Annotated in this window: 16 protein-coding genes; 10 read left to right on the plus strand and 6 right to left on the minus strand. The window is 41.2% G+C overall.

Annotation, left to right across the window (positions count from 1 at the left end):
- Positions 1-97 precede the first annotated feature (97 nt).
- The 6 genes from ftsH to IQ13_RS08005 all read left to right on the plus strand — a co-directional run bounded on the left by ftsH (position 98) and on the right by IQ13_RS08005 (position 6054).
- Positions 98-2143 (plus strand): ATP-dependent zinc metalloprotease FtsH, encoded by a 2046-nt coding sequence (gene ftsH, locus IQ13_RS07980; RefSeq protein WP_144885738.1) that lies wholly within the window; start codon positions 98-100, stop codon positions 2141-2143.
- Positions 2144-2150: 7 nt separating this feature from the next.
- Complete coding sequence (locus tag IQ13_RS07985) at positions 2151-2786, plus strand: LutC/YkgG family protein (RefSeq protein ID WP_144885740.1); 636 nt, start codon at positions 2151-2153, stop codon at positions 2784-2786.
- 138 nt (positions 2787-2924) lie between these two features.
- A complete protein-coding gene (locus tag IQ13_RS07990) occupies positions 2925-3350 on the plus strand; it encodes a gamma-glutamylcyclotransferase family protein (RefSeq protein ID WP_144885742.1) in 426 nt (141 codons plus the stop codon).
- A 35-nt stretch (positions 3351-3385) separates the two neighbouring features.
- Positions 3386-4141 carry a UDP-2,3-diacylglucosamine diphosphatase gene (locus tag IQ13_RS07995; protein WP_144885744.1) on the plus strand — a complete coding sequence of 252 codons (756 nt, stop codon included), beginning with the start codon at positions 3386-3388 and terminating at the stop codon, positions 4139-4141.
- The gene (locus IQ13_RS08000) at positions 4142-4945 is read left to right on the plus strand and encodes a hypothetical protein (RefSeq protein WP_144885746.1); all 804 of its coding nucleotides are present in this window, start codon (positions 4142-4144) and stop codon (positions 4943-4945) included. It begins immediately after the preceding gene.
- 35 nt (positions 4946-4980) lie between these two features.
- Positions 4981-6054 carry a mechanosensitive ion channel family protein gene (locus tag IQ13_RS08005; RefSeq protein ID WP_144885748.1) on the plus strand — a complete coding sequence of 358 codons (1074 nt, stop codon included), beginning with the start codon at positions 4981-4983 and terminating at the stop codon, positions 6052-6054.
- Here the strand turns inward: IQ13_RS08005 and IQ13_RS08010 are convergent, their stop codons facing one another.
- From IQ13_RS08010 to IQ13_RS08020, 3 genes are all read right to left on the minus strand, one after another.
- The gene (locus IQ13_RS08010; RefSeq protein ID WP_144885750.1) at positions 6055-6570 is read right to left on the minus strand and encodes a thioredoxin family protein; all 516 of its coding nucleotides are present in this window, start codon (positions 6568-6570) and stop codon (positions 6055-6057) included.
- A gap of 20 nt (positions 6571-6590) precedes the next feature.
- A complete protein-coding gene (locus IQ13_RS08015) occupies positions 6591-7043 on the minus strand; it encodes a MerR family transcriptional regulator (RefSeq protein WP_199758211.1) in 453 nt (150 codons plus the stop codon).
- Positions 7044-7204: 161 nt separating this feature from the next.
- Positions 7205-8176, minus strand: a complete 972-nt coding sequence (locus IQ13_RS08020) for a M23 family metallopeptidase (RefSeq protein ID WP_144885752.1) — start codon at positions 8174-8176, stop codon at positions 7205-7207.
- A gap of 110 nt (positions 8177-8286) precedes the next feature.
- On the opposite strand from IQ13_RS08020, the gene alaS reads away from it, so the two are divergent.
- From alaS to IQ13_RS08040, 4 genes are all read left to right on the plus strand, one after another.
- Positions 8287-10902: an alanine--tRNA ligase gene (gene alaS, locus IQ13_RS08025; RefSeq protein WP_199758212.1), complete on the plus strand. Its 2616-nt coding sequence runs from the start codon at positions 8287-8289 to the stop codon at positions 10900-10902.
- 172 nt (positions 10903-11074) lie between these two features.
- Positions 11075-12130, plus strand: coding sequence for a PDZ domain-containing protein (locus IQ13_RS08030; RefSeq protein ID WP_144885754.1), 1056 nt, complete (start codon positions 11075-11077; stop codon positions 12128-12130).
- A 165-nt stretch (positions 12131-12295) separates the two neighbouring features.
- Positions 12296-13750 carry an Asp-tRNA(Asn)/Glu-tRNA(Gln) amidotransferase subunit GatB gene (gene gatB, locus IQ13_RS08035; RefSeq protein WP_144885756.1) on the plus strand — a complete coding sequence of 485 codons (1455 nt, stop codon included), beginning with the start codon at positions 12296-12298 and terminating at the stop codon, positions 13748-13750.
- Between the two features lie 6 nt (positions 13751-13756).
- Entirely contained in the window at positions 13757-14887 is a 1131-nt protein-coding gene (locus tag IQ13_RS08040; protein WP_144885758.1) for an AhpC/TSA family protein, read from the plus strand.
- A 425-nt stretch (positions 14888-15312) separates the two neighbouring features.
- Here the strand turns inward: IQ13_RS08040 and IQ13_RS08045 are convergent, their stop codons facing one another.
- The 3 genes from IQ13_RS08045 to IQ13_RS08055 all read right to left on the minus strand — a co-directional run bounded on the left by IQ13_RS08045 (position 15313) and on the right by IQ13_RS08055 (position 22640).
- Complete coding sequence (locus IQ13_RS08045) at positions 15313-16809, minus strand: RagB/SusD family nutrient uptake outer membrane protein (protein WP_144885760.1); 1497 nt, start codon at positions 16807-16809, stop codon at positions 15313-15315.
- An 18-nt stretch (positions 16810-16827) separates the two neighbouring features.
- Positions 16828-20055: a SusC/RagA family TonB-linked outer membrane protein gene (locus IQ13_RS08050; RefSeq protein ID WP_144885761.1), complete on the minus strand. Its 3228-nt coding sequence runs from the start codon at positions 20053-20055 to the stop codon at positions 16828-16830.
- A 167-nt stretch (positions 20056-20222) separates the two neighbouring features.
- Positions 20223-22640 carry an efflux RND transporter permease subunit gene (locus tag IQ13_RS08055; protein WP_144885763.1) on the minus strand — a complete coding sequence of 806 codons (2418 nt, stop codon included), beginning with the start codon at positions 22638-22640 and terminating at the stop codon, positions 20223-20225.
- Positions 22641-22664 lie beyond the last annotated feature (24 nt).

Genomic DNA, 22664 nt, shown 5'->3' on the forward strand with positions numbered 1-22664 from the left:
AATCGTTACCAAAAAAATAACAACATTTACCCGAAACTTTTATTCACTTAATTGTAATACTATCTGAACTCCTGAATGAAGGGAAAAAAATAAGAAGATGAGCTTGAATCAAGGAAATAACCCGGAAAATAATGGCGAAAAGGGCGACGGTCGGAAACCGTTTCGTTTTAATATTTATTGGCTGTATGCTTTAATCGCAGCTGTATTAATCGGCTTCAATCTGTTTAAAGGAATTACGCCTTCAACTGTTGAAACGTCGCAAACTGTTTTTGAAGACAGTATGCTGATGAAGGGCTATGTAAAAGAGTTGAAAGTTATCCGTAACAAAGGCGAAGTACGTGTAACATTAAAGCCCGAAGCATTTAATGATCCTGCAATTGCAAAAAAGTTTTCGGCTAAAGCGAAACTAAATAAGAACGTAGGTCCGCATTTGTACTTCTCTATCGCCGACGGAAAATCGTTCTCTGAACGCATTAATAAAATTATTGATGAGCATGCGGCAGTAACAGGCAAGCCAAGCATCGATTACGATGAAGAAGAGAATTGGATAAGCCCGCTCATAAGTTTACTCTTACCTATTCTTGTATTGATTGGTTTATGGGTATTGCTGATGCGTAAAATGAACAGTGGCGGCGGTGCAGGCCCCGGTGGTGGTGGCATCTTCAACATTGGCAAATCACGTGCACAATTGTTCGAAAAAGGAACAAAGGTGAACGTAACCTTCCAGGATGTTGCCGGTTTGGATGAAGCCAAAGTGGAAGTAATGGAGATTGTTGATTTTCTGAAGAATCCCAAAAAGTATACAGCACTCGGTGGTAAAATTCCAAAAGGTGCATTGTTGGTTGGCCCTCCGGGTACAGGTAAAACATTATTAGCAAAAGCAATGGCAGGTGAAGCACAAGTGCCTTTCTTCAGCATCAGTGGTTCCGATTTTGTGGAAATGTTTGTAGGCGTTGGTGCAAGCCGTGTGCGTGATTTGTTTAAGCAGGCAAGAGAAAAAGCGCCATGTGTAATTTTTATTGATGAGATTGATGCAATTGGTCGTGCACGTGGCCGTAATGCTATTGTTAGTAACGATGAGCGTGAAAATACATTGAACCAGTTGCTGGTTGAAATGGATGGTTTTGGTGGTGATACCGGTATCATCATCCTTGCCGCTACCAACCGCCCCGATGTATTGGATTCAGCCTTATTACGTCCCGGTCGTTTCGATCGCCAGATTTCTATTGATCGTCCCGATGTGAAAGGTCGTGAGCAAATCTTTAATGTGCATCTGAAGCCAATTAAAATTTCTGAAACACTCGATATTCATAAACTGGCTGAACAGACACCAGGCTTTGCCGGTGCAGATATTGCCAACGTTTGTAATGAAGCGGCGTTGATTGCTGCACGTAAAGGAAAAGCGGCAGTTGATATGAGCGATTTTCAGGATGCAATTGATCGTGTAATTGGCGGTTTGGAAAAGAAAAACAAACTCATCAGTCCTGAGGAGAAAGAGATCATTGCCTACCACGAAGCAGGCCATGCCATTTGCGGTTGGTTCCTGGAGCATGCGTATCCGTTATTAAAAGTAACCATTGTGCCACGTGGTACGGCTGCATTAGGTTATGCACAGTATACACCAAAGGAACAGTATCTCTATAATATTGAGCAGCTGAACGACCAGATTTGTATGACGCTTGGTGGCCGTGCAAGTGAAGATATTTTCTTCGGAAAAATTTCGACAGGAGCAAGTAACGATCTGCAGCAGATTACCAAAATTGCTTACTCTATGATTACCGTTTATGGTATGAATGATAAGTTGGGTAACATTAGCTACTACGATCCAAATCAGGATCAAACATTTACCAAGCCGTACAGCGAACGCACTGCAGAAATGATTGATGATGAAGTACGAAAGTTAATTGAGCAGGCGTATTTACGTACCAAAAACCTCTTAACTGATAAAAAGGAAGAGGTAGAAAAACTTGCGAAAGCATTACTTGAAAAAGAAGTATTGTTCCAGAGCGATGTAGAGGCTTTAATTGGTAAGCGTCCGTTCGAGCATAAAAAGCTGTTAGAAGAAGATGATACAGCTTCGCACACAACAGGTAGCAATGATGCATCGAACAATGGTCCAACTATTACACCACTTCCTGCATAAGTAAGTTATGAGTGTATCTGCATCAAAAGAAAACATTCTTAAAAAAATAAGACAGGCACTGAGTCATCCGGTGCCTGTTCCTTTTCCTCAAAGCGAAGGCAACAACAGCGTATTTCAACCACCGGTTGATGATATGGCTGTACAGTTTGCCCAGGAGTTTACCAAGCTGCAAGGCAAGTTTGTGTTTTGTGCCGATGAAAAAGATATGGCCGAACAATTATTGCAACTGGCAGCTGCACGTAAATGGGATAAAGTGGTTTGCCGTGAGCAAAAACTGCAGCAAATATTTAAGCAGCTCAAAATTCCTATTAACTTTCACGATAACCTTGCAGACAGTGATGTAAGTTTTACTACCTGTGAGTTACTTGTAAGCCGTACCGGAACAATGGTACTAAGCACAGCAAACGAAAGCGGCCGTACCACCAGTGTGTATGCGCCTGTACACATCTGCATTGCGTATACCAGCCAGTTAGTGTACGATTTAAAAGATGCAATACAGGTACTGCGTGAAAAATACCAGGGTCAGCTTCCTTCCTTCATCAGTTTTGCAACAGGCCCCAGCCGCACTGCCGATATTGAAAAAACATTGGTGGTAGGTGTGCATGGACCTAAAGAAGTGTTTGTGTTTTTGATTGAAGGGTAAATGAGGAATTGGTAATTGGGATTTCGGCATTTGACCTCGGCTTTTTATTTTCTTTCCTGAACTTTTTTCTATTCTTTCATTGGTAAATTGGACTTTGGATTTTTCTTTCTTGTGCCTTAACACATGTATCTTTAAGGCATGAACAATGCCCTTCATTTACTGTTTGTTTACGGAAGCTTGCGCAGCGGATTTCCCGGTCCGGCATTTCAATACATCGCACCTTATTTTACGAAAGTAGCCGATGGAAAAGTTAAAGGAAAGCTCTACGATTTGGGAGAGTATCCTGCTGCTTTGCCCACAACAGATGAAGCATATATTGTTGGTGAGTTATATCAGGCAAACTCTGCTGAAGAATTTGGTTGGGCAATGGCTCAGCTGGATGATTACGAAGGTGTCCACCCCGAAGAAGGTGAAGAACAGTTATATGAACGAACAGCAACAACTGTTTATACCGATAAGGGTGAGTTTACTGCCTGGATCTATTGGTATAAATGCGATGTAACAGATAAGCCTGTAATTGAAAGCGGTGATGTGCTGGAATACCAGCGCAGCAAAGCGAAATAAACAATGGTGTTGCAGAGCTTCTTTATATTTGTTTGATGCAAATTCCCGAAGGCAAAAAAATATATTTTCTTTCCGACTTTCATTTGGGGGCACCCAACTATGAACAAAGCCTTGTTCGTGAAAAAAAGATCGTACAGTTTCTGGATGAAATAAAAAAAGATGCCGCTGTTATTTTTATTGTGGGCGACATGTTTGATTTCTGGTACGAATATCGCACAGTAGTTCCCAAAGGGTTTGTAAGGCTGTTAGGCAAACTAGCAGAGATCACTGATGCAGGTATTGCCGTTCATTTTTTTGTAGGCAATCATGATATGTGGATGAAAGATTATCTGCAGACTGAGCTGAATATTCCGGTGTATTACGAACCCAAGGAATTTGAATATAATGGTAAGCAGTTTTTAGTGGGTCATGGCGATGGGCTGGGGCCCGGCGATCATGGCTATAAAATGCTGAAGAAAGTGTTTCGCAACCCTGCATGCCAGTGGCTGTTTGGTATTTTGCCGCCCGTGGTAGGTGTTGGGCTGGCCAATTATCTTAGCAGACGAAGCCGTGCACAAACAGGTTTAACCGAAGAAAAGTTTTTGGGCGAAGACAACGAGTGGCTCATCATTTATTGCAAAGAAGTGTTGCAGCAAAAAAAGTTTGATTTTTTTGTGTTCGGGCATAGACATCTGCCTATCGATTTTCGTCTGAATACGGAAAGCCGTTATATTAACCTCGGCGATTGGATTCGTTATTTCAGCTACGCATCGTTCGATGGACAAAACCTCGAACTGAACTATTATAAATAAATGAGCAAACAACTACTCTTCTTACTATGCCTGTTTGGGATATTGTCTGTGGCAGCGCAGCAAGCAGCATTTACTGAAGCTAAATCCATTGAAGGAGAGTATACCGATTTTACAGTTGATAATCTGGGTAACTACTTGCTGCTGTCGAAAAACAATCAATTAAAAAAGCTGACGGCAAACGGCGATTCAGTTGGTGTGTTCAATGATGTACGCCGTTATGGAAAACTGCATTCTATTGATGCATCCAATCCATTGAAGTTGTTGCTCTACTATAAAAATTTTGCAACCGTTGTTGTGCTCGACCGCTTTCTTAACAATGTCAATACAATTGATCTGCGTAAACAAAACATCTTCCAGGTAAAAGCCATTGCGCAGAGTTACGATAACAACATTTGGGTGTACGATGAGCAGCAAAGTAAATTGAAAAAGATAGGGGAAGATGGAAAAGTACTGAGCGAAACAGTGGACTTTAGAATGATTTTCGATGAAGCACCTGCACCAACACAAATTTTCGACCAGGATGGTTTTGTGTATCTCTACGATCCGGAAAAAGGAATGTACGTGTTTGATATTTACGGTACGTTTAAAACCAAGCTATCGTACACAGGGCTCAGCAATGTAACAGTAGTAGGTAAAACAATCATCGGTATCGAAAAGCAATCGCTGATTGCATACACCACCGGTACGTTTACCGAAAAGCGGTTAACGCTGCCTGTGCCTGTTACGCAAATTCAAAAAGCGGTGATACGCCCCGGCCATTTTTATGTATTAAAGACCGATCGTATAGAGCATTTTACGTTTTAAAGTTTCTTACACGAACGCAGTTTGTATTTTTGCGTATGTCTGAATTTCTCCATACAATTATTTTAGATAATCCGCTCATCAGTTATTTATGGATAGCAGGTATTCTGCTGGCCATGTATTTGCTGAAAGGAATTGTGTCTCGCTTTTTATGTGGCTTGCTGTATGGCTTTTTTCCAGGTGCAAAAAAGTATGTGAGCCGTGAGCAGTTTATTGCATTGGTGCTGATACCGATGGAATGGTTTGTGGTATGGTTGGTGGTGATATTTTCATTTCACAAACTCAACTTTCCTAAAGTGTTGGAGATTGAGTTGTACAAAATAACATCCAAGGAAGTTATTGAAGCAACGGGCAAAGCAATCCTTGTTATTCTCTTCATTCGTTTGCTGCGCCGCTTTATCGATTTTCTGGCATTGGTACTTAAGGCTAAAGCCGATCAAACAGAAGACCAGGCCGATAACCAGCTGGTGGTTTTCTTTCGTGATTTTTTTAAAGCCATTGCTCTTATTATAGGTGTAATTATGTTTTCGAAATTTGTATTGAAGTTTGATGTATCGAACCTCATTACAGGACTCAGCATTGTTACTGCAGCCATTGCATTGGCTACAAAAGAAAGCCTCGAGAATCTTATTGCATCCTTTATTATCTTTTTCGACAAGCCATTTACATTAGGCGATTTGGTGAAAGTGGAAAGTATTACCGGTACCGTTGAGAAAATTGGTTTGCGGAGTACACGCATACGTACCGATCAGAAAACATTTGTTACAATGCCTAACAAAAAAATGGTGGATAGCATTCTCGATAATCTTTCGTTACGTACGCAACGGAAGGCCGAAATAAAACTGGAGCTGCGGGTTGATACAACTGCCCAGCAGTTAATGCAGTTGCAGCAAAAAGCAGGACAGTTACTGGAGCAGCATGAGCTAATTGAATCGGGTACAGCTTACGTAACTGAGATTGGTTCGAAGGCAATTAATTTGCAGGTAGATTATTTTACAGCAGTGATTGATTTTAACGTGTTCCAGGAACTGAAACAAACCATCAATATCGAGCTCATCAGTATTATGAAAACGCTGCAGATAGAACATGCAGCATTACGGCAGGCAGAATAATTATTTTGCTTTCGCCAGCACTTCAGCTAATTCTTTATCGTACACACCGTATTTGCCGTATTCTTCTACACGGCCAATTTCTTTTCCGGCTTTCAATACAAGAATAGTAGGAGCTTTGGTAACATTCAATGCCTGGCATAAAGAACCAAGTGTGGTTTTATTACGGTCTACACCAACAATGGTTAATCGTTTCTTATCAAAGCCAACTTGGTTGAGTAGTTTTAAAAACTGCGGATACACATTGTGCGAATCTTCGCACCAGGTGCCGATGAATACAATAAACTGTACCGTGTCTTTTACTGCAGTAAGATTAGCTACACAATCAGCATTGGGTTTATACCAGCTGATGTCGTTCTTCATCCAGGTAAAGGCTTCATCGTTCTGAAGAATTTCGGGACTCAGAATCCCTTTCAATGTTTTTAAACCATTCTCCGGATCTTTTGATGTTTCGTATTGTACCTGTGCAGATAATTGGAGCGATGTTGTAAGCAACAGAACAGCAAATAAAAATTTCATACGAGTGTTTGTATTGTCAATTAAAGGTCGGCTTTGATCGTTAACAGAAATTGTTTGATCTGTTGCAGGCTTTTCACCAGTTCAAAGCGTGTATCGGTTTCGGTCTTGTGTTTTTTCAGATAATCCTTTGCCGCTTCAATACTGTATTTTTTATACCGCAACAGGTAGTAGATAAGATGCACTTTTTTTAATTCCGTTGCATTAAAAAAGCGATCTCCTTTTTTATTCTTTCTGGGTTTTAAAAAAGTAAATTCCGTTTCCCAGTGCCGTATAGATGAAGGATTGATCTGGAACATATCGCACACTTCGCCAATACTGTAGTACAATTTTTTGCTTAGCTCTTCATCCGAAGGAAGCTCCACAAACATTGTTTCATCAACCGGTTCTTTCAAACTCTTGCGGCCACGTTTTTGTTTGGGCTTGGGTGGTTTGTTCAATGGCTTACGTCCACGACGTGGTGCTGCTTTCGGCATGTCGTCGTCCTTGGGCGTAAAATCAAAATCAAATGATATTTGCGATTGAATTGCCAGTGGAATGTAGTTTCAGCAAAAATAGTGTTTCAGCCGATAGCCTGTAGCCCTAAGTTGTTAGCCATTTGTAAATACGGGCTACTTATCATTCACCGCTTGCTTTCTTAATCAAAACTCTGGTTACCCGTTGCTGCAATTTTCAGCATACGGTCAAATTCTTCGGGCGAAAGATCGTTATAGAAGAAATAGATGGGGTCGAGATCTCTTCCGTTTTTATGTACTTCGTAGTGGAGGTGCGGACCTGTACTTTTTCCGGTGCTGCCCACCCAGCCAATGACTTCACCTCTGCGTATTTTTTGTCCGTTGCGTGCTTTTACACGCACCATGTGGCCGTACAATGTTTCGTAACCATACCCATGATTAATCACCACATGATTACCGTAACCATTACCGGTATTGCCGGCCAGAGTTACGGTTCCATCGGCAGTTGCATAAATAGGTGTGCCTTGTGGTGCAGCAAAATCAAGCCCTGCATGAAACTTGGTGGTTTTATAAACAGGGTCAATACGGTAACCAAAGCCCGATGCCAGTCTGGAAAGTTCTTTATTGCTTACGGGTTGTATAGCAGGTGTCGCAGCAAGCAGTGCTTCTTTATTTTTCACCATGCCTTCAATAGCCGTAAACGAAACAGTTTGCGCATATAGTCTGTTACGCAGAGTATTTATCTGTTGCAGAATGGAGGTATTGAGTTCATCTTCACTCAAACTTGCAATCATTCTGTCCTCGGCCTGCTTTTCAATCATTTTTGCACGTGCACTGTCGGGTAAAGGGTTGGCTTCAAAAATTGAACGGTAAACCTGGTTATCACGCTTCTCAATTTCTTTCAGCGTCTGGTTCATACGTTTAATTTCTTCGTTGAGGATGCTGTAGTTTTCACGCAGGCGGTTATTCTCCCTGTGCAGTTTCTGCTCGTTAGCAGAGGGAAAATAACGATACGATATTTGCATAAACAGAAAACCCGCCACAGAAACAGCAGCCAGGAAACTGAACACACGCAACAACTTTACACGCAGGGGCGTAACCAGTTTTTCGTACCGGAGGGTATTGGTATTATAGAAATACTTGACTTTCTTCATACAGGCAATCCGCAGTGCTGTGGTTTAACTTACCTTTGCTTCCCCTTATGGGGTATTTACAAAGATAGGAGTATCACTTCCTCAAAAATCAATCCAAACAACGGTTGAACATGATGACAGCAGCTGAAATACGACAACAGTTTTTAGATTTTTTTGCATCTAAGAAACACCAGGTGGTGCCCTCTGCACCCATTGTGGTAAAGAACGATCCTACCTTGTTATTCACCAATGCGGGTATGAACCAGTTTAAAGATTATTTTCTGGGCAACCGTAAAGCCGAACATCCACGTGTGGCCGATACGCAAAAATGTTTGCGTGTAAGCGGCAAACATAACGACCTGGAAGAAGTGGGTGTTGATACCTATCACCACACCATGTTTGAAATGCTGGGTAACTGGAGCTTTGGCGATTACTTTAAAACTGAAGCCATTGCCTGGAGCTGGGAACTGCTGACGGAAGTGTATAAAATTCCGAAAGATCGTTTATACGTAACCGTGTTTGAGGGTGATGCAAAAGAGAATTTGCCCAAAGATGAAGAAGCATGGAATGAATGGAAAAAGTGGATTGCTGAAGACAGAATTCTCCTGGGGAATAAAAAAGATAATTTTTGGGAGATGGGTGATACCGGACCCTGCGGCCCCTGTACAGAAATACATGTTGATTGCAGAACCGATGATGAGCGTAAACAGGTTGATGGCAAAACACTGGTGAACAACGATCATCCGCAGGTGATTGAAATCTGGAACAATGTATTCATCCAGTTTAACCGTATGAAGGATGGATCGCTGGAGCAACTGCCTGCAAAGCATGTTGACACCGGTATGGGCTTCGAGCGTTTAACCCGTGTGCTGCAAAACAAACAAAGCAATTACGATACGGATATTTTTACCGGAACTATTGCAACAGTTGAAACAATTGTTGGCAAAAAATATACTGCAGGCGACGATAAGGAAAGTATTGCTTTTCGTGTGCTGGCCGATCATATCCGTGCCATCTGCTTCACCATTGCAGATGGACAGTTGCCCAGTAATACCGGTGCAGGCTATGTTATCCGCCGTATTTTAAGAAGAGCTGTTCGTTATTACTATTCCTATCTCGGTTACAAGCAACCGTTATTACACCAGCTGGTGCCTGTATTGGCAACACAGTTTGAGAAAGTATTTTCTGAACTGAAAGCACAGGAAGCCTTTGTACAAAAAGTAGTAAAGGAAGAAGAAGATGCGTTCTTACGTACCTTGGAAAAAGGCTTGAAGCGTATTGATGATATCATCAATACAACCAAAGAAGTGATTGATGGTAAAGCTGCGTTTGAATTATTTGATACATATGGTTTCCCCATTGATCTTACCCGTTTGATTGCAGGCGAAAATAAATTGGCGATTGACGAGAAAGGTTTTGAAGCTGCATTGAACGAACAGAAAGAACGCAGCCGTGCTGCAACAACCATTGATACAGAAGATTGGGTAGAAGTATTTGCTGCAGATAAAACTTCGTTTGTAGGTTATGATGCTGTTACTGCAGATACCAAACTGGTGAAATACCGTAAGGTGAACATTAAAGGTAAAGCAGCTTGTCAGTTGGTGCTGCAGGCAACACCTTTCTATGCTGAAAGCGGCGGACAGGTAGGCGATACCGGTGTGCTGTTGTTTGAAGGTGAAGAAGTAGTAGTGACCGATACCAAAAAAGAAAACGATCTCATCATTCATTTTACTGAACAGTTACCGGTAAACATTACAGGTGTTGTTGCTGCTAAAGTAAATGCAGATCGTCGAAAGAAAATAACTGTACACCACTCTGCTACACACTTAATGCATGCTGCGTTACGTAAAGTGCTGGGCACGCATGTAGCGCAGAAAGGTAGTTTGGTAAACGATCAGTACCTACGTTTCGACTTTTCGCATTTTGCAAAAATGACCGATGAAGAAATTGCACAAGTAGAAGCAATTGTAAATGAAAAGATCCGTGAAAATGTGCCTGTAGTCATTAAGTCGATGCCGAAAGAAGAAGCCATTGCAATGGGTGCTATGGCTTTGTTTGGCGAAAAGTATGCAGATGAAGTACGTGTGGTAATAATGGATCCTGATTACTCTATTGAATTATGCGGTGGTACACATGTTGGCTCAACAGGCGAGCTTGGCTTGTTTAAAATTACAGGCGAAAGCGCAGTTGCTGCAGGTGTGCGTCGTGTAGAAGCTGTTACCGGTTTTGCAGCTGAACAGTTTGTAAACGAAGAGTTCAATACAACACGTGTAATTCGTGGACTGTTGAAAAATCCAAAAGATCTTGGCAAGGCTATTGAAAGTATACAAAGCGAAAACAGTGAGCTGAAGAAGAAGTTAGAAAAACTGGAAGCACGTCAGCTGGTTGTATTGCGCAACGAACTCTTGCAGAAAGATGAGATCATCAACAATGTAACGTTCATTGGCGATGTTGTTGAAGTAGGCAATGCAGATGCATTAAAGAAAGTTTGCTTCGATCTTAAATCAAATCTTAACGATTATGTGGCTGTGCTTTGTGCCAATATTGATGGTAAGCCATTTGTTGCCGTAGGCATCAGCGATTCAGTTGTTGCAGCAAAAGGGTTGGATGCAGGCAAGATTATTAAAGAACATATTGCACCATTGATCAAAGGTGGTGGTGGTGGCCAAAAAACGCTGGCAACAGCAGGTGGACAAGATATCAGCAACCTGCAACAGGTGATCGAAAAAGTAAAGGGTTTACTATAATGTCCAACGTCTCGGAGAGCGTCTGATACTTTTTACAGAACTACCGCAGCCAACCGCTGCGGTAGTTTCTTTTTATACCTGCCCGTATGCAGAAAATGTTAAAATCTCCGAAAGAATTCGTAAATAAGAAAAACTTCGTACATTAGCTGCATCAACTTAAAACCTTATTAGTATGAAACGATTTTCGTTGTATGCCCTGGCCCTAGTAGCCGCTACCCAATTGCTTGCTGTTGCAGCCACTGCACAGGAAAAAGAAGAAAAGAAAGAAAAACGGGTGAAGGAAGAAAAGAAAGAGCAGATCATCATTCGCAAAAAAGGCGATAAAACCGAAAAGACCACCATTGTAATTGAAGGCGATAAAGTAACTGTTAATGGAAAGCCGGTAGAAAAAGGCGATAAAGACGTAATTATTGAGCGCTTTGACGGCGATGTGTTTACTTATCGTGTGCCTAAAGTACGGGTAACACCTCCACGTGTTTATCATCGTTATGATGGTGCGCAAAACTGGGAACCATTTAACAGCGAAGAGTTTAAACGTGAGTTCAAAATGAACTGGAAAAGTGGGGCTTTGTTGGGTGTTATCAGCAATGATCACGAAAAAGGTGCTGAAATCGAAACCGTGCAAAAGGAATCTGCAGCTGACAAAGCAGGTTTGCAAAAAGGCGATATCATTACCAAAGTAGGCGATAAAAAAATTGCGAATCAGTCTGATTTAAGTGCTGCCATCCGTGCACAAAAGCCGAACGATGAAGTCGATATTACTTACTTACATGATGGCAAGGAAAAAAAGGTAAAAGCGAAACTGGGAGAAGGAAAAGGACCGGAAGGGATGCATGAGTTTCGCATGGAAATGCCCGAACTGAAAGAGTTTGGCGCCCCTGATCAGTTTCAGTTCCATATTCCCCGTTTTGAGGGGATGAATGAGAACATGCTGCTGTACAGAAATGGTCGCCCGCAATTCGGTGTAACTATTCAGGATACTGAAGAAGGCAATGGTGTAAAAATTCTGGATGTGGATGAAGATTCTCCTGCTGCAAAAAGCGGGTTACTGAAAGATGATGTGATTACGGAAGTAGATGGTAAAGCGGTAAAATCTGTTGCTGAAGCCCGTACTGCATTACGTGGAAAGCCTGAACAAAACCTGTGGAATGTAAAGGTTTTGCGTGCCGGTAAAACGGTAAATGTGGAAGTGAAAATTCCGAAGAAATTGCAAAAAGCCGATCTGTAAATTTTTCTCATGCTCTGATATAGCGTTGCCCCTGTTTTTGAACGGGGGCTTTTTTGTGCATTTACTCACATACGCTTCCATTTAAAACGGGTATTTTTGCCAACCCTGAAACCCGGGGAGACCCTGAGCGAAGGCGAAGAGTCGAAATGTCGTTTTTTTTAAACTATGTCAAATTATTCAGAAAAATACGAAGCGGTTGTTGGTTTGGAAGTACATGCACAATTGCTTACAAAGAGTAAATTGTTTTGTGGCGATGATGCAAGTTTTGGTGCATTGCCCAACACGCATGTTAGCCCGATTGTATTGGCACATCCCGGCACATTACCCAAGCTCAACAAAGATGCGATTGCATTGGCTGTGCGCATGGGGCTTGCCTGCAATTGCACAATAGAACGTAAAAACTATTTTGCACGTAAGCATTATTTCTATCCCGATCTGCCAAAAGGTTATCAGCTTTCGCAACACACTACACCGATCTGTGTTGGCGGCTTTGTAAAAATTAAAACAGCAGCCGGCGAACGCAACATCCAGCTCAACCGTATTCATATGGAAGAGGATGCAGGTAAAAGTATGCACGACCAGGATGAGCAATATTCAGTTGTTGATTATAATCGTGCAGGTGTGCCGTTAATTGAAATTGTAAGTGAACCCGATCTGCATAGTGGCGATGAAGCAGCGGCTTATCTTACGGAGATCCGCAAACTTGTTCGCACATTAAATGTGTGTGATGGAAATATGGAAGAAGGAAGCTTGCGTTGCGATGCGAATATTTCTATCCGTTTAAAAGGAGATCCGAAGCTTGGTACCAAAGTAGAAATCAAAAACCTCAACTCTATCCGCTTTCTCAAGAAAGCAATTGATCATGAAGTAATGCGTATGATTGAGATGAAAGAGAAGGGTGAAACAATATTGCAACAGACGAGAGGCTTTAATCCTGATACAGAAACAACATTTGCCATTCGTACAAAAGAAGATGCAGATGATTACCGTTATATGGCCGATCCGGATTTGCCGCCATTCGTCATAACTGATGAGTTCATTGCAGATATACAGGCTTCGTTACCGGAACTGAGCGAACAGAAGAAGGAACGTTTTATGCAGCAATATGGTTTACCTGCTTATGATGCCGGGTTGTTGAGTGAAGATGTAGAGTTGGCTGCTTATTTTGAAGACGCAGCGAAAGCAATAACTGCGTACAAACAAATTGCAAACTGGTTACTTGGTCCGGTTAAATCGGTGTTGAATGAAGAAGGAAAAGAAATCAATCAACTTACACTTACGCCACAGCAACTGGCTGCAGTTATTCAATTGGTAGAAGAAGGGAAGGTGAGTCATACCATGGCGGTGCAGAAATTATTTCCTGCATTGTTACAATCAACAAACGGATCATCAGCAGAACAACTGGCACAGGAGTTGAACTTGTTGCAAGAGCGTAACGAAGATGCGTTGCAGCAATTGATTGAAGAAGTATTGAGCAGTATGCCGCAAAAAGTAACCGAATACAAAAAAGGAAAGAAAGGATTATTGGGTTTGTTTGTGGGCGAAGTAATGAAGAAGTCAAAAGGTAAAGCCGATCCGAAGCTGCTGAATCAATTAGTAACAGAAAAATTAGCGAACTAAAAAGTCATGATAAAAAAAATCGGAATCATTGCAGTTGTAGCCCTGTCCGCTGCTGCATGCAAAAACAACGGAAGTAAAAATTTTACTGTAAGTGGTGAAGTAAAGGGAGCACCGGCAACGGTTGTTTATCTCGAACAGATCTCGTTTGAAAACATGCCGCCACAGGTGTTAGACAGTATTACTTTGAAGGATGGTAAGTTTTCATTGAAAGGAAAAGCAGCAGAAGAAAGCTTATTGCAATTGCGTTTTCCTAAGGTTGAAAACAGTCCATTGTTTTTTGTAATCAACGATAAGTCGGATATTACCATTACAGGCGATTGGAAAGATATTCGGAAAGTAAACTATAGCGGCTCTCCTGCAAGTGAACGTTTGCAAAAGTTTGTTGATTCATTGTCTGTAACACAGCAAAAGTTATACTCCATGCAATACCAGTTGCAAAACGAAGTACAAGGCGATAGCTTACGTATGGTAAAGCAGAACGAGATGAATGCAGTACTTTCATCGTTTCGTGCATATGTAAAGAAAACTGCAGCGGAAGATAACAGCCCCATGGTGAGTATGTTTGCAACATCCATTAATGTAGGTGCCGATGCTGCTGAAAACGAAGCAATGTATAACAGCCTTGTAAAACGTTTCCCCAAGCATACAGGTATTCAATCGGTGGTTAAGCAGTTTCGTGAAAGTGTTGCTGCTGCACAACAACCGAAAGCATCAACTCCTGCAATTGGTACTGTTGCGCCGGATATTACACTGCCCGATGTAAATGGTAAGAATGTTTCATTGAGCAGTTTTCGTGGGAAGTATGTGTTGGTTGATTTTTGGGCAAGCTGGTGCGGTCCATGCCGTGGCGAAAACCCGAACGTAGTTGCTGCATACAATAAATTCAAGAATAAAAATTTCACCATACTTGGTGTATCGCTCGATAAAACAAAAGATGCCTGGGTAAAAGCAATTGAAGAAGATGGCTTAACCTGGACGCATATCAGCGATTTAAAATTCTGGGATAGTGAAGTAGTAGGTTTATATGGTTTTAACGGCATTCCTTACAACGTATTACTTGATCCTAGTGGTAAAGTGATTGCAGACAATTTAAGAGGCAGCGCATTGGAACAAAAGCTTGCCGAAGTGTTACAGTAAAAACTTATTCTTACAAAGAGAAAGCCCCGCCAATTGTAGTACCTTTTACTGTAACGGGTACTCCCGCTTAAGGATGTGCGTCTTTTTCGTTTGTTACATTTCAGGTTTGTGTCTTGTTCTATGCAAGGAGCTGTTAAGTGTGCAGCTAGAAGTATATCACAATTCCATATGTTCCTCATGCAATGGTGATTTATGATTGAAAATGGTTCTTAGTTTTATTGGTTTTGAAATGATTTTGAAACATTAGTCTCTAAATTTAGGGGCTGTCGAAAACCTATGCGTAACTTACTAAGAGAGCAAATAATAATGCTGCATTCAAAATGCTTAACTTGTGAAGTTTTTCTTTGGAAAAATCTTTAAACAGGCATAATAAAAAAGCCGCATTCACAAAGAATGCGGCTTTTTTATTATTAATAATTAAATAATTAATTATTTAAGTTAGGGTTATTTAAAACCTCTGCTTGTGGAATCACGAAAGTAAGTTTTGGATCGCTGTACTGAATGGTTGCACCCGCTTCAAATAAATGATTGGAACCACGTACAACTGGCTTTTTCAAACGTTTCATAGCTAAATAGGCCTTGCCTTCGCCCCAGAGTTCAATTCTGGTTTGCAGGTAAATCTCATCCAGTAAGCTTTGGCCAGAAAGCGCATCTACATACGAAACATCAGTTATACGTCCTGTGAGGAACGATTTCAACGCAGTTTGTGCAGCTGCATCTTGATTCAATCTTGCTTTTGCTTCTGCATTTAAGAGATAAAATTCATCTGCACGCATGTACACGTAATCGGTTTCAACAAAACGTTGACCGCCAGAAACACGTGCTGGAGCCCAGAACTTGCCTGTTGGTTGCAAACGACGGCTTGTTGCAGTTGGTGCAACAAACTGGTTTTTACGAATGTCGTCTGCACGAATAGCATCGTAAAGACCTCTGTCGATGGTTTTAGGATCGCCAGCCCAAGTATAGCTGTAAGTGAACTGATCTACCTGACCCCACCAAGAGATAAGGTTCAAACCCTGTGCAAGTGTTAAGTCAACACCCCAGATCCAGCTAGGATTTGCAACATTATTAAAACCCGCAGTTGCAGCATTTGTACCATCAAAGTATAATTGTGCCACCGTTGTTTTAGGATATGCATTCATGATATCCTGTGTAAGTGTTACAACCTGGTTAAGATCTGCAGTTGTACCTCTTGCTGAAAGTACATACGCCAATAAACCTTTGGCAACATTAATATCCACCTGGTCTTTTGATGATCTTGTGAAACCTGTCAGTAAAGAAATCGCATCAGTAAGATCCTTGACCATAAGATCAAATACTTCTTTTGTAGTTCCTTTCGGACGATTTACCTGAGTTGCTGATGTATAAATCGGAATCAGCTTGTCATTACCAGTACCATATTCCTTACCATACAGTTGGGTAAGATAGAAATAGGAATAAGCACGCATCGCTTTTGCCTGCCCCATTGTGTATTTATTACCTGCTTCTGCCGGTACCGCATCGTTGCCACCTAAGATGTCAATAAGGTTATTGGCACCGAAAATCTGACGATAGTAGTAGCGGAAGGGTATGTAAACCTCATTCCGGGTAAAATCTGGTGATGCGTTGTAACGTGCAACGTTTGAATACCAGCCATAGTTTAAGCCGGCAAGCACCATATCAGACTGCAACATGTCAGTGTAGATGTCAATACCTTTCTGACCAAAATCATCATGCCCGGTAGTACCTCCAACACCTGTAGAGAACATGGTTGTATATAAACCCGCAATACTACCGTTTAGCAGTTTTGGGTCTTGTCTGGCAGCTGCACCCAACAATTCAGGTGTGGTAAACTGCGTAGGCTCGGTATTAAGAAATGACTTTTTACAACCAATAGTTGTGGTTAGCAATAAAGCCACAATTGATAAATATTTTAATTTCATAGCTTTTGAGTTTATGCTTTAGAATTTGATTTTACAGCCAAAAGTAATTGTTGAAAGCGGTGAATAGCGATACATATCGGAACCACCTGTTTCTGCTGTACTTGGGTTAAATCCTCGGCGTGCAGAATGCAACCACAGGTTATCACCCGAAACAAATAATGATGCAGATTCAATGATACCTAAGCGCTGAGCAACATTTGAAGGTAAAGTATAACCTAAGCGAATGTTGTTCAAAGCAAGATAATTTGCTTTTTCGAGGAATCTTGTAGACTGTGCATTCACGTTTGCATCAGTGTTGTTAGAGAGTCTTGGAACGTCTGTAACGTCACCAGCTTTCTGCCAACGTCTGCGGATATCGGTATGCCAGTTGTTGTTACCAATCAAACCATTACCCATCAAAGTTGCGTAAGCACCATCGTAAGCGTAGCCACCGAAGCTATACAATAACTGAACAGCTAAATCAAAACCTTTGAAGCCACCTGCAAGGTTAAATGCACCTCTGAGTTTTGGCACAGCCGATTTTCCATTGTAAAACTGCGTAGCGTGTGAATATGTTTTGGTAGTTGCTGTTTTCAACGAACCGATTTTATCCGGATTGTTTGCTTTGAAATTTTCCAGATCAGTTGTTAAACGCTCTGTGCTTTGGTAAATACCATCGTTATTCGCATCAATGTAGTAAACAGTCCAAGTGCTTGCACCATCTGTAGGATCAACACCAGTGAAGTTGCGGAGATAGAAATCAAAAATTGATCGGCCTTTTGACCATGCATATGCTCCTTGTACATCAATTGGCTTTTCCTTATTACCAAATGAAGGATCGAGCGGCATACGTGTAATGGTATTATCAAAGTGCTCACCATTAACACTAAGGTCAAGGAAGTGATTGGTTCCTTTCAGGATATGACCAGTCAGTTCAAATTCAATACCTGCGTTACGTAATTGACCATCATTTACCTGCAGTAATGCATAGCCATTTGAAATACCTACACGTCTGTCAAAAATCAGGTTGTCAGTATTTTTAATGTAATACTCGATTGAACCATCAAGGAAATTACCTAAGCGGAAATCTGCACCAACCTGGAACATTTTAGAGGTTTCCCATGTAAGTTCTGGGTTACCCGGTGTAGGAATACCGAAAGAAGGCAGGTTGTTCAACACATTGATAGAAATGCTTGAAACACCCGGATAGAAGCCTAAACCATTCTGATCGCCGAGGATACCATAGCTGGCTTTAAGTTTTAAATATTTCAAAATGCCTGCATTATCCATAAAGCGCATTTTTGAAACTACCCAACCGGCACCAACAGAACCAAATGTGCCCCATTGTTTGCCGGGAACGAAACGTGAAGAACCATCACGACGAACAGTACCTGACAAATAGTAAGTTCCGTCGTAATCGTAACTTACCTGTGTAAAGTAGCTTTCAAGGTTGTTCGTGTTTTTATATGAAGTTTGCGTTGGATTTTTAATGATTGCATTTGTCAATGAAACATCGTAATTGCTTACGAGATTTTGACCTGATGCAGAAGAAATCTCAAACTCATATTTAGTTGCTTCATGTGCTAATAACGCATCAATATTGTGGTTGCCGATGCGTTTGTTATAGCGGAGCATGTTCAACAAGTTCAGATTCATCAGGTTGTTGCGGCTCTGGAAAATTGAACCGTTTTGTGAAGCTGCAGAACCATAAAACTTATTGGTAAGCTGGTAACCAACTGTAGAGTTGTACTGCACACCTAAACGGTTTTCCAATGAAAGCTCATCGGTAAACTTAATGTTTGCGGATGTTGTACCAGTTAACTCATTATTAAATGTTCTGTTGGTATTGAAAGTTGCGTCTGCAATAGCGTTTGTCAATGAACCAAACTTTCTTCCTGTTTCACCGTAGTCGTATCTGAAACCACCAAAGATTGGATCAGGAATTTTGTTGCCGCTTGCATCACGCATAAACAAAGGATAAATCGATGGCATATTATCTGCAAACCAGAATACGCTGTTAGAGCTGGAGCCCTGACCGTTGTTGTTAGAACGGGTATTAGCGTAGTTCAGATTAAAGTTTGTAGAAAGCCATTTTTTTACTTCGTGGTTGAGGTTGATACGTGCGTTTAAACGTCTGAAATCTGTGTTAATTGAATAACCAACATCATTTAGGTAACCAAATGATGTGTAGAAATTTGTACGTGAATCACCTCCACCAAAACGGATATTGCTTTCAAGCCTGTTAGAAGGTTGAAACGCATACTCTTCCCAATTTTCCGGATCGTATAAACGTGTTACACCGGGTAATACTGTACGTGTAGTTGGATTAATTAAATCTGCACCTGTAGTTACGTTTTTCCAGATGTTGTTGCGAGGATCGATCCCGTTAGCAGAAAATAAACGTGTGTTTGCGTAGTTTGTGGGATTAGCATTATTAACTATCACACCTTCGTTGTAAAGAGCCTCCCAGCTGAGTCCAATAAACTCTTCTGGAGACCTTAACACATCGTATCGTGGCAAAATTGCTCTGTTGCTACCAAATCTTCCATCAACTTCGATGAACGACTTTTTACCACGACCTGTTTTGGTAGTGATAACGATAACACCGTTTGCACCTCTTGAACCATAAATTGATGTTGCAGCGGCATCTTTCAATACTGTAGTGCTGGCAATATCGTTCGGGTTAATTGAGTTAATCGAACCTGTAAAAGGAACACCATCTACTACATACAAAGGAGCACGGTTACCATTTACTGAACCAAAACCTCTTATACGAATTACTGCAGAAGTTCCTGGCTGACCGGAAGGGTTAATTACTCTTACACCTGCAACTTCACCTGCTAAAGCCTGTGATACGTTTGAAACGCTTTTGTTGTTCAGCTGATCGCCTGTTACAGATTTAGCAGAACCAGTAAACGCTTCTTTTGTTGTACGTGTGTAACCAACTACCACTACTTCCTGCAGTGATTTTTCATTTGTTGAAAGACCTGCATTAATGGTGGTTTTACCGCCAATGGCCATTTCAATTTGCTGGTAATTCACAAAAGAAAAAACCAATGTTTTAGCTGAAGAAGGAACACTTAATGAATAACTACCATCGGTAGCAGTTGTTGTTCCAATTGAGGTACCCTTAACTGTAACCGAAACACCGGCAAGTGGTGTCCCGTCTTTTTCATCTGTTACTTTACCCGTAACAGTCTTGTCTTGTGCAAATACCTGCGTAATGCAAAGTAGAAGCACAACCATCATACTTACAAGTTTTCTCATACTCGATTTAGGTTTATTAATGAAAATTGTTTCCGATTTTTTGGAGTGTTAGTCAGGAGGTTTTTATTACAATTTGTCAGTACATGCTTTTTTACGGACGCCAAATTTAACGTCAAATGCTACAAATAGTTAAAGGAAGACAAAAAAATTACAGTGTTGCTGCTTACTCAGCTGGTTTTTTTATGAACGGTAGTCGGCTTTTTACCAGTTGAGATTAATAACACCGGAAGCAGCACAAGGTTCGTGATCATGGCGACTAAAAGTGTAAGAGATGTAAGCCAACCCAACGCTTGTGTACCACCGAAGCCCGAAAAGCAGAAAATAATAAAACCGGCAACCAGTACCAACGAAGTATAAATAATACTTATACCTGTATGACGAATGGTTTGTTTTACCGTTTCGGCTGTTTCATGTTGATGCAATGGTAACTCTTGCTTGTAGTTAATTAAGAAGCGAATAGTAACATCAATAGCGATGCCAAGTGCTACGCTGAAAACCAATACAGTACTGGGTTTCAGCGGAATGCCCACCCAACCCATAACACCGGCTGTAATAACCAACGGAATGATATTGGGGATGAGTGAACAGATAAGAATGCGTACTGAGCGGAACAAATACAACATACACAAGGCAATTAGCAGGAAAGCCCAGAAAATACTTTCCTTCAAACCATTTATGATAAAACGGCTTCCTTCTACGAAAATAATACTGGTACCTGTTAATTGGATGTTGGCCGATTTTTCCAAACGTGCAGAATCAATTTCGTTCGGCTTTACTTCTCCTTTGTTGATCATTGCAGCGTATTCTATGCTGTCTGCATTAAACAAGGAGTCTGCTTTTAATTGTACCGCTGTCAGAATTTTCGGCAAGCTGTCGCTGCCAACATCGGCCATATTTACACTGATACGTGCTTTTTGTTTGGTGCTGTCAACAAAATTGCTCACCAGTTTTACAAAATTGTTGTTCTTGCTGTTACTATCGGCTTTCATTTGCAGATAAGGCGCAAGAAAAGCAAGGTCAAATTCGTTGGGCACCTGGTACATATTGCTGTCGCCATCATAGTAAGCCTGGCGTGCAAATTTCAACCCTTCGGTTAACGCCAGTGCTTTACCAATTTCGGGACGGCGTTGTAAATATTGAACTAACGAATCAATTTTTGTGAGATTGGAAATACTGCGTACCGCACCTTGTTTCTTTTTGGTATCGACCACAATTTCCAAAGGCATTACACCGGAAAAATGTTGTTCGAAAAATTTCAGATCAACATACAGCTTATCATTCTTCGGTAAATCATCAACAATGTATCCTACACTTTTTAAACGCATAACGCCCACAAGTGAAAGTGCTACAAGTACAGCTGTTGCCGTATAAATGTATTTGGGATGATTGAATACCCACATTTCAATACGCATGATCCATTTATTCAGCCGCTCATTTTCGAGGTAACGTACATGGCGTTGTTTGGGTGCAGGTAAATAACTTAATACAACGGGAATAAGAATAAACGAAATAACAAACAGGACCATGATGTTGATGCCCGCAACAATACCAAACTCACGCAGGATCTGGCTTTTGGTTAAGGCAAATACAGCAAAACCAATGGCTGCAGCAATGTTACAGAAGAGTGTAACAATGCCCATGCGGCCAATCATGTTGATGAGAGACTGCTGTTTGTCGCCTGTTTTTTTAAACTCGGTATGAAATTTATTGAGGAAGTACACACAGTTAGGAATGCCTATTACAACCATCAATGGCGGAATCAATGCATTCAGGATGGTGATCTTATAGCCAAACATCACCATGGTTGCAAGGCTCCAGATTACACCTATAATCACCACTGCCATACTCAGCCACATGGTGCTGAATGAACGGAAGAACAACAGTAAAATCAACGCTGAAAGTAATACAGAGCCTAACAGAAAGTATTGCATTTCCGAAGCAATACGGGTGCTCATTACGGTACGTACATGCGGTAAGCCGCTGAGGTGCATGGTTGTGTTGTATTCTTTCTCAAAAGCTGTAACAAGTTTAATTACACCGTTTACCGATACATCTCTTTTCTTTGAGTTCAGCACTTCTTTGTTAATGCGCACGGCAATCATGTACACGTTCGCATCAGGGTTATAAAACAAACCTTTGTAAAAAGGCAGGTTATACAATACTTGTTTACAACTGTCAAGTTGAGCCTGCGTTGAAATTGTTTCGGGAAATACAGTTACTGTGCGCAACTTTTCGCCTGCAGTATCTTTTACCAGTGCTACGGCTGCACTAATGCTGAGCACATCTTCTACACCGGCAACTTTCTTCATCTCACTTTGCAGCTTTGTAAATGAGCGGAAGAAATTCAATTCAAACATATCCTTCTTCTCAAAACCTACTACCAGCAAACTGCCATCTTCGCCAAACTTCTTTTTAAATGCTTCGTACTCGAGGTATTTTGGATGATCGATCGGAATTGCTTTTGCATTATCGTAGCTGCGTTGAACCTTGGCAGCAAAAAACGCCATTACAGCGGTTGAGAGAATTACAGCGATTAAAAGAGGAAGTCTGTTACGCAATACCCATTTACCCAAGTTATACCACATGCTGTCTGATACGTTTAATTTAAA

The organism is Lacibacter cauensis (assembly GCF_007830055.1).
In the GTDB taxonomy this organism is placed as follows: Bacteria; Bacteroidota; Bacteroidia; order Chitinophagales; family Chitinophagaceae; genus Lacibacter; species Lacibacter cauensis.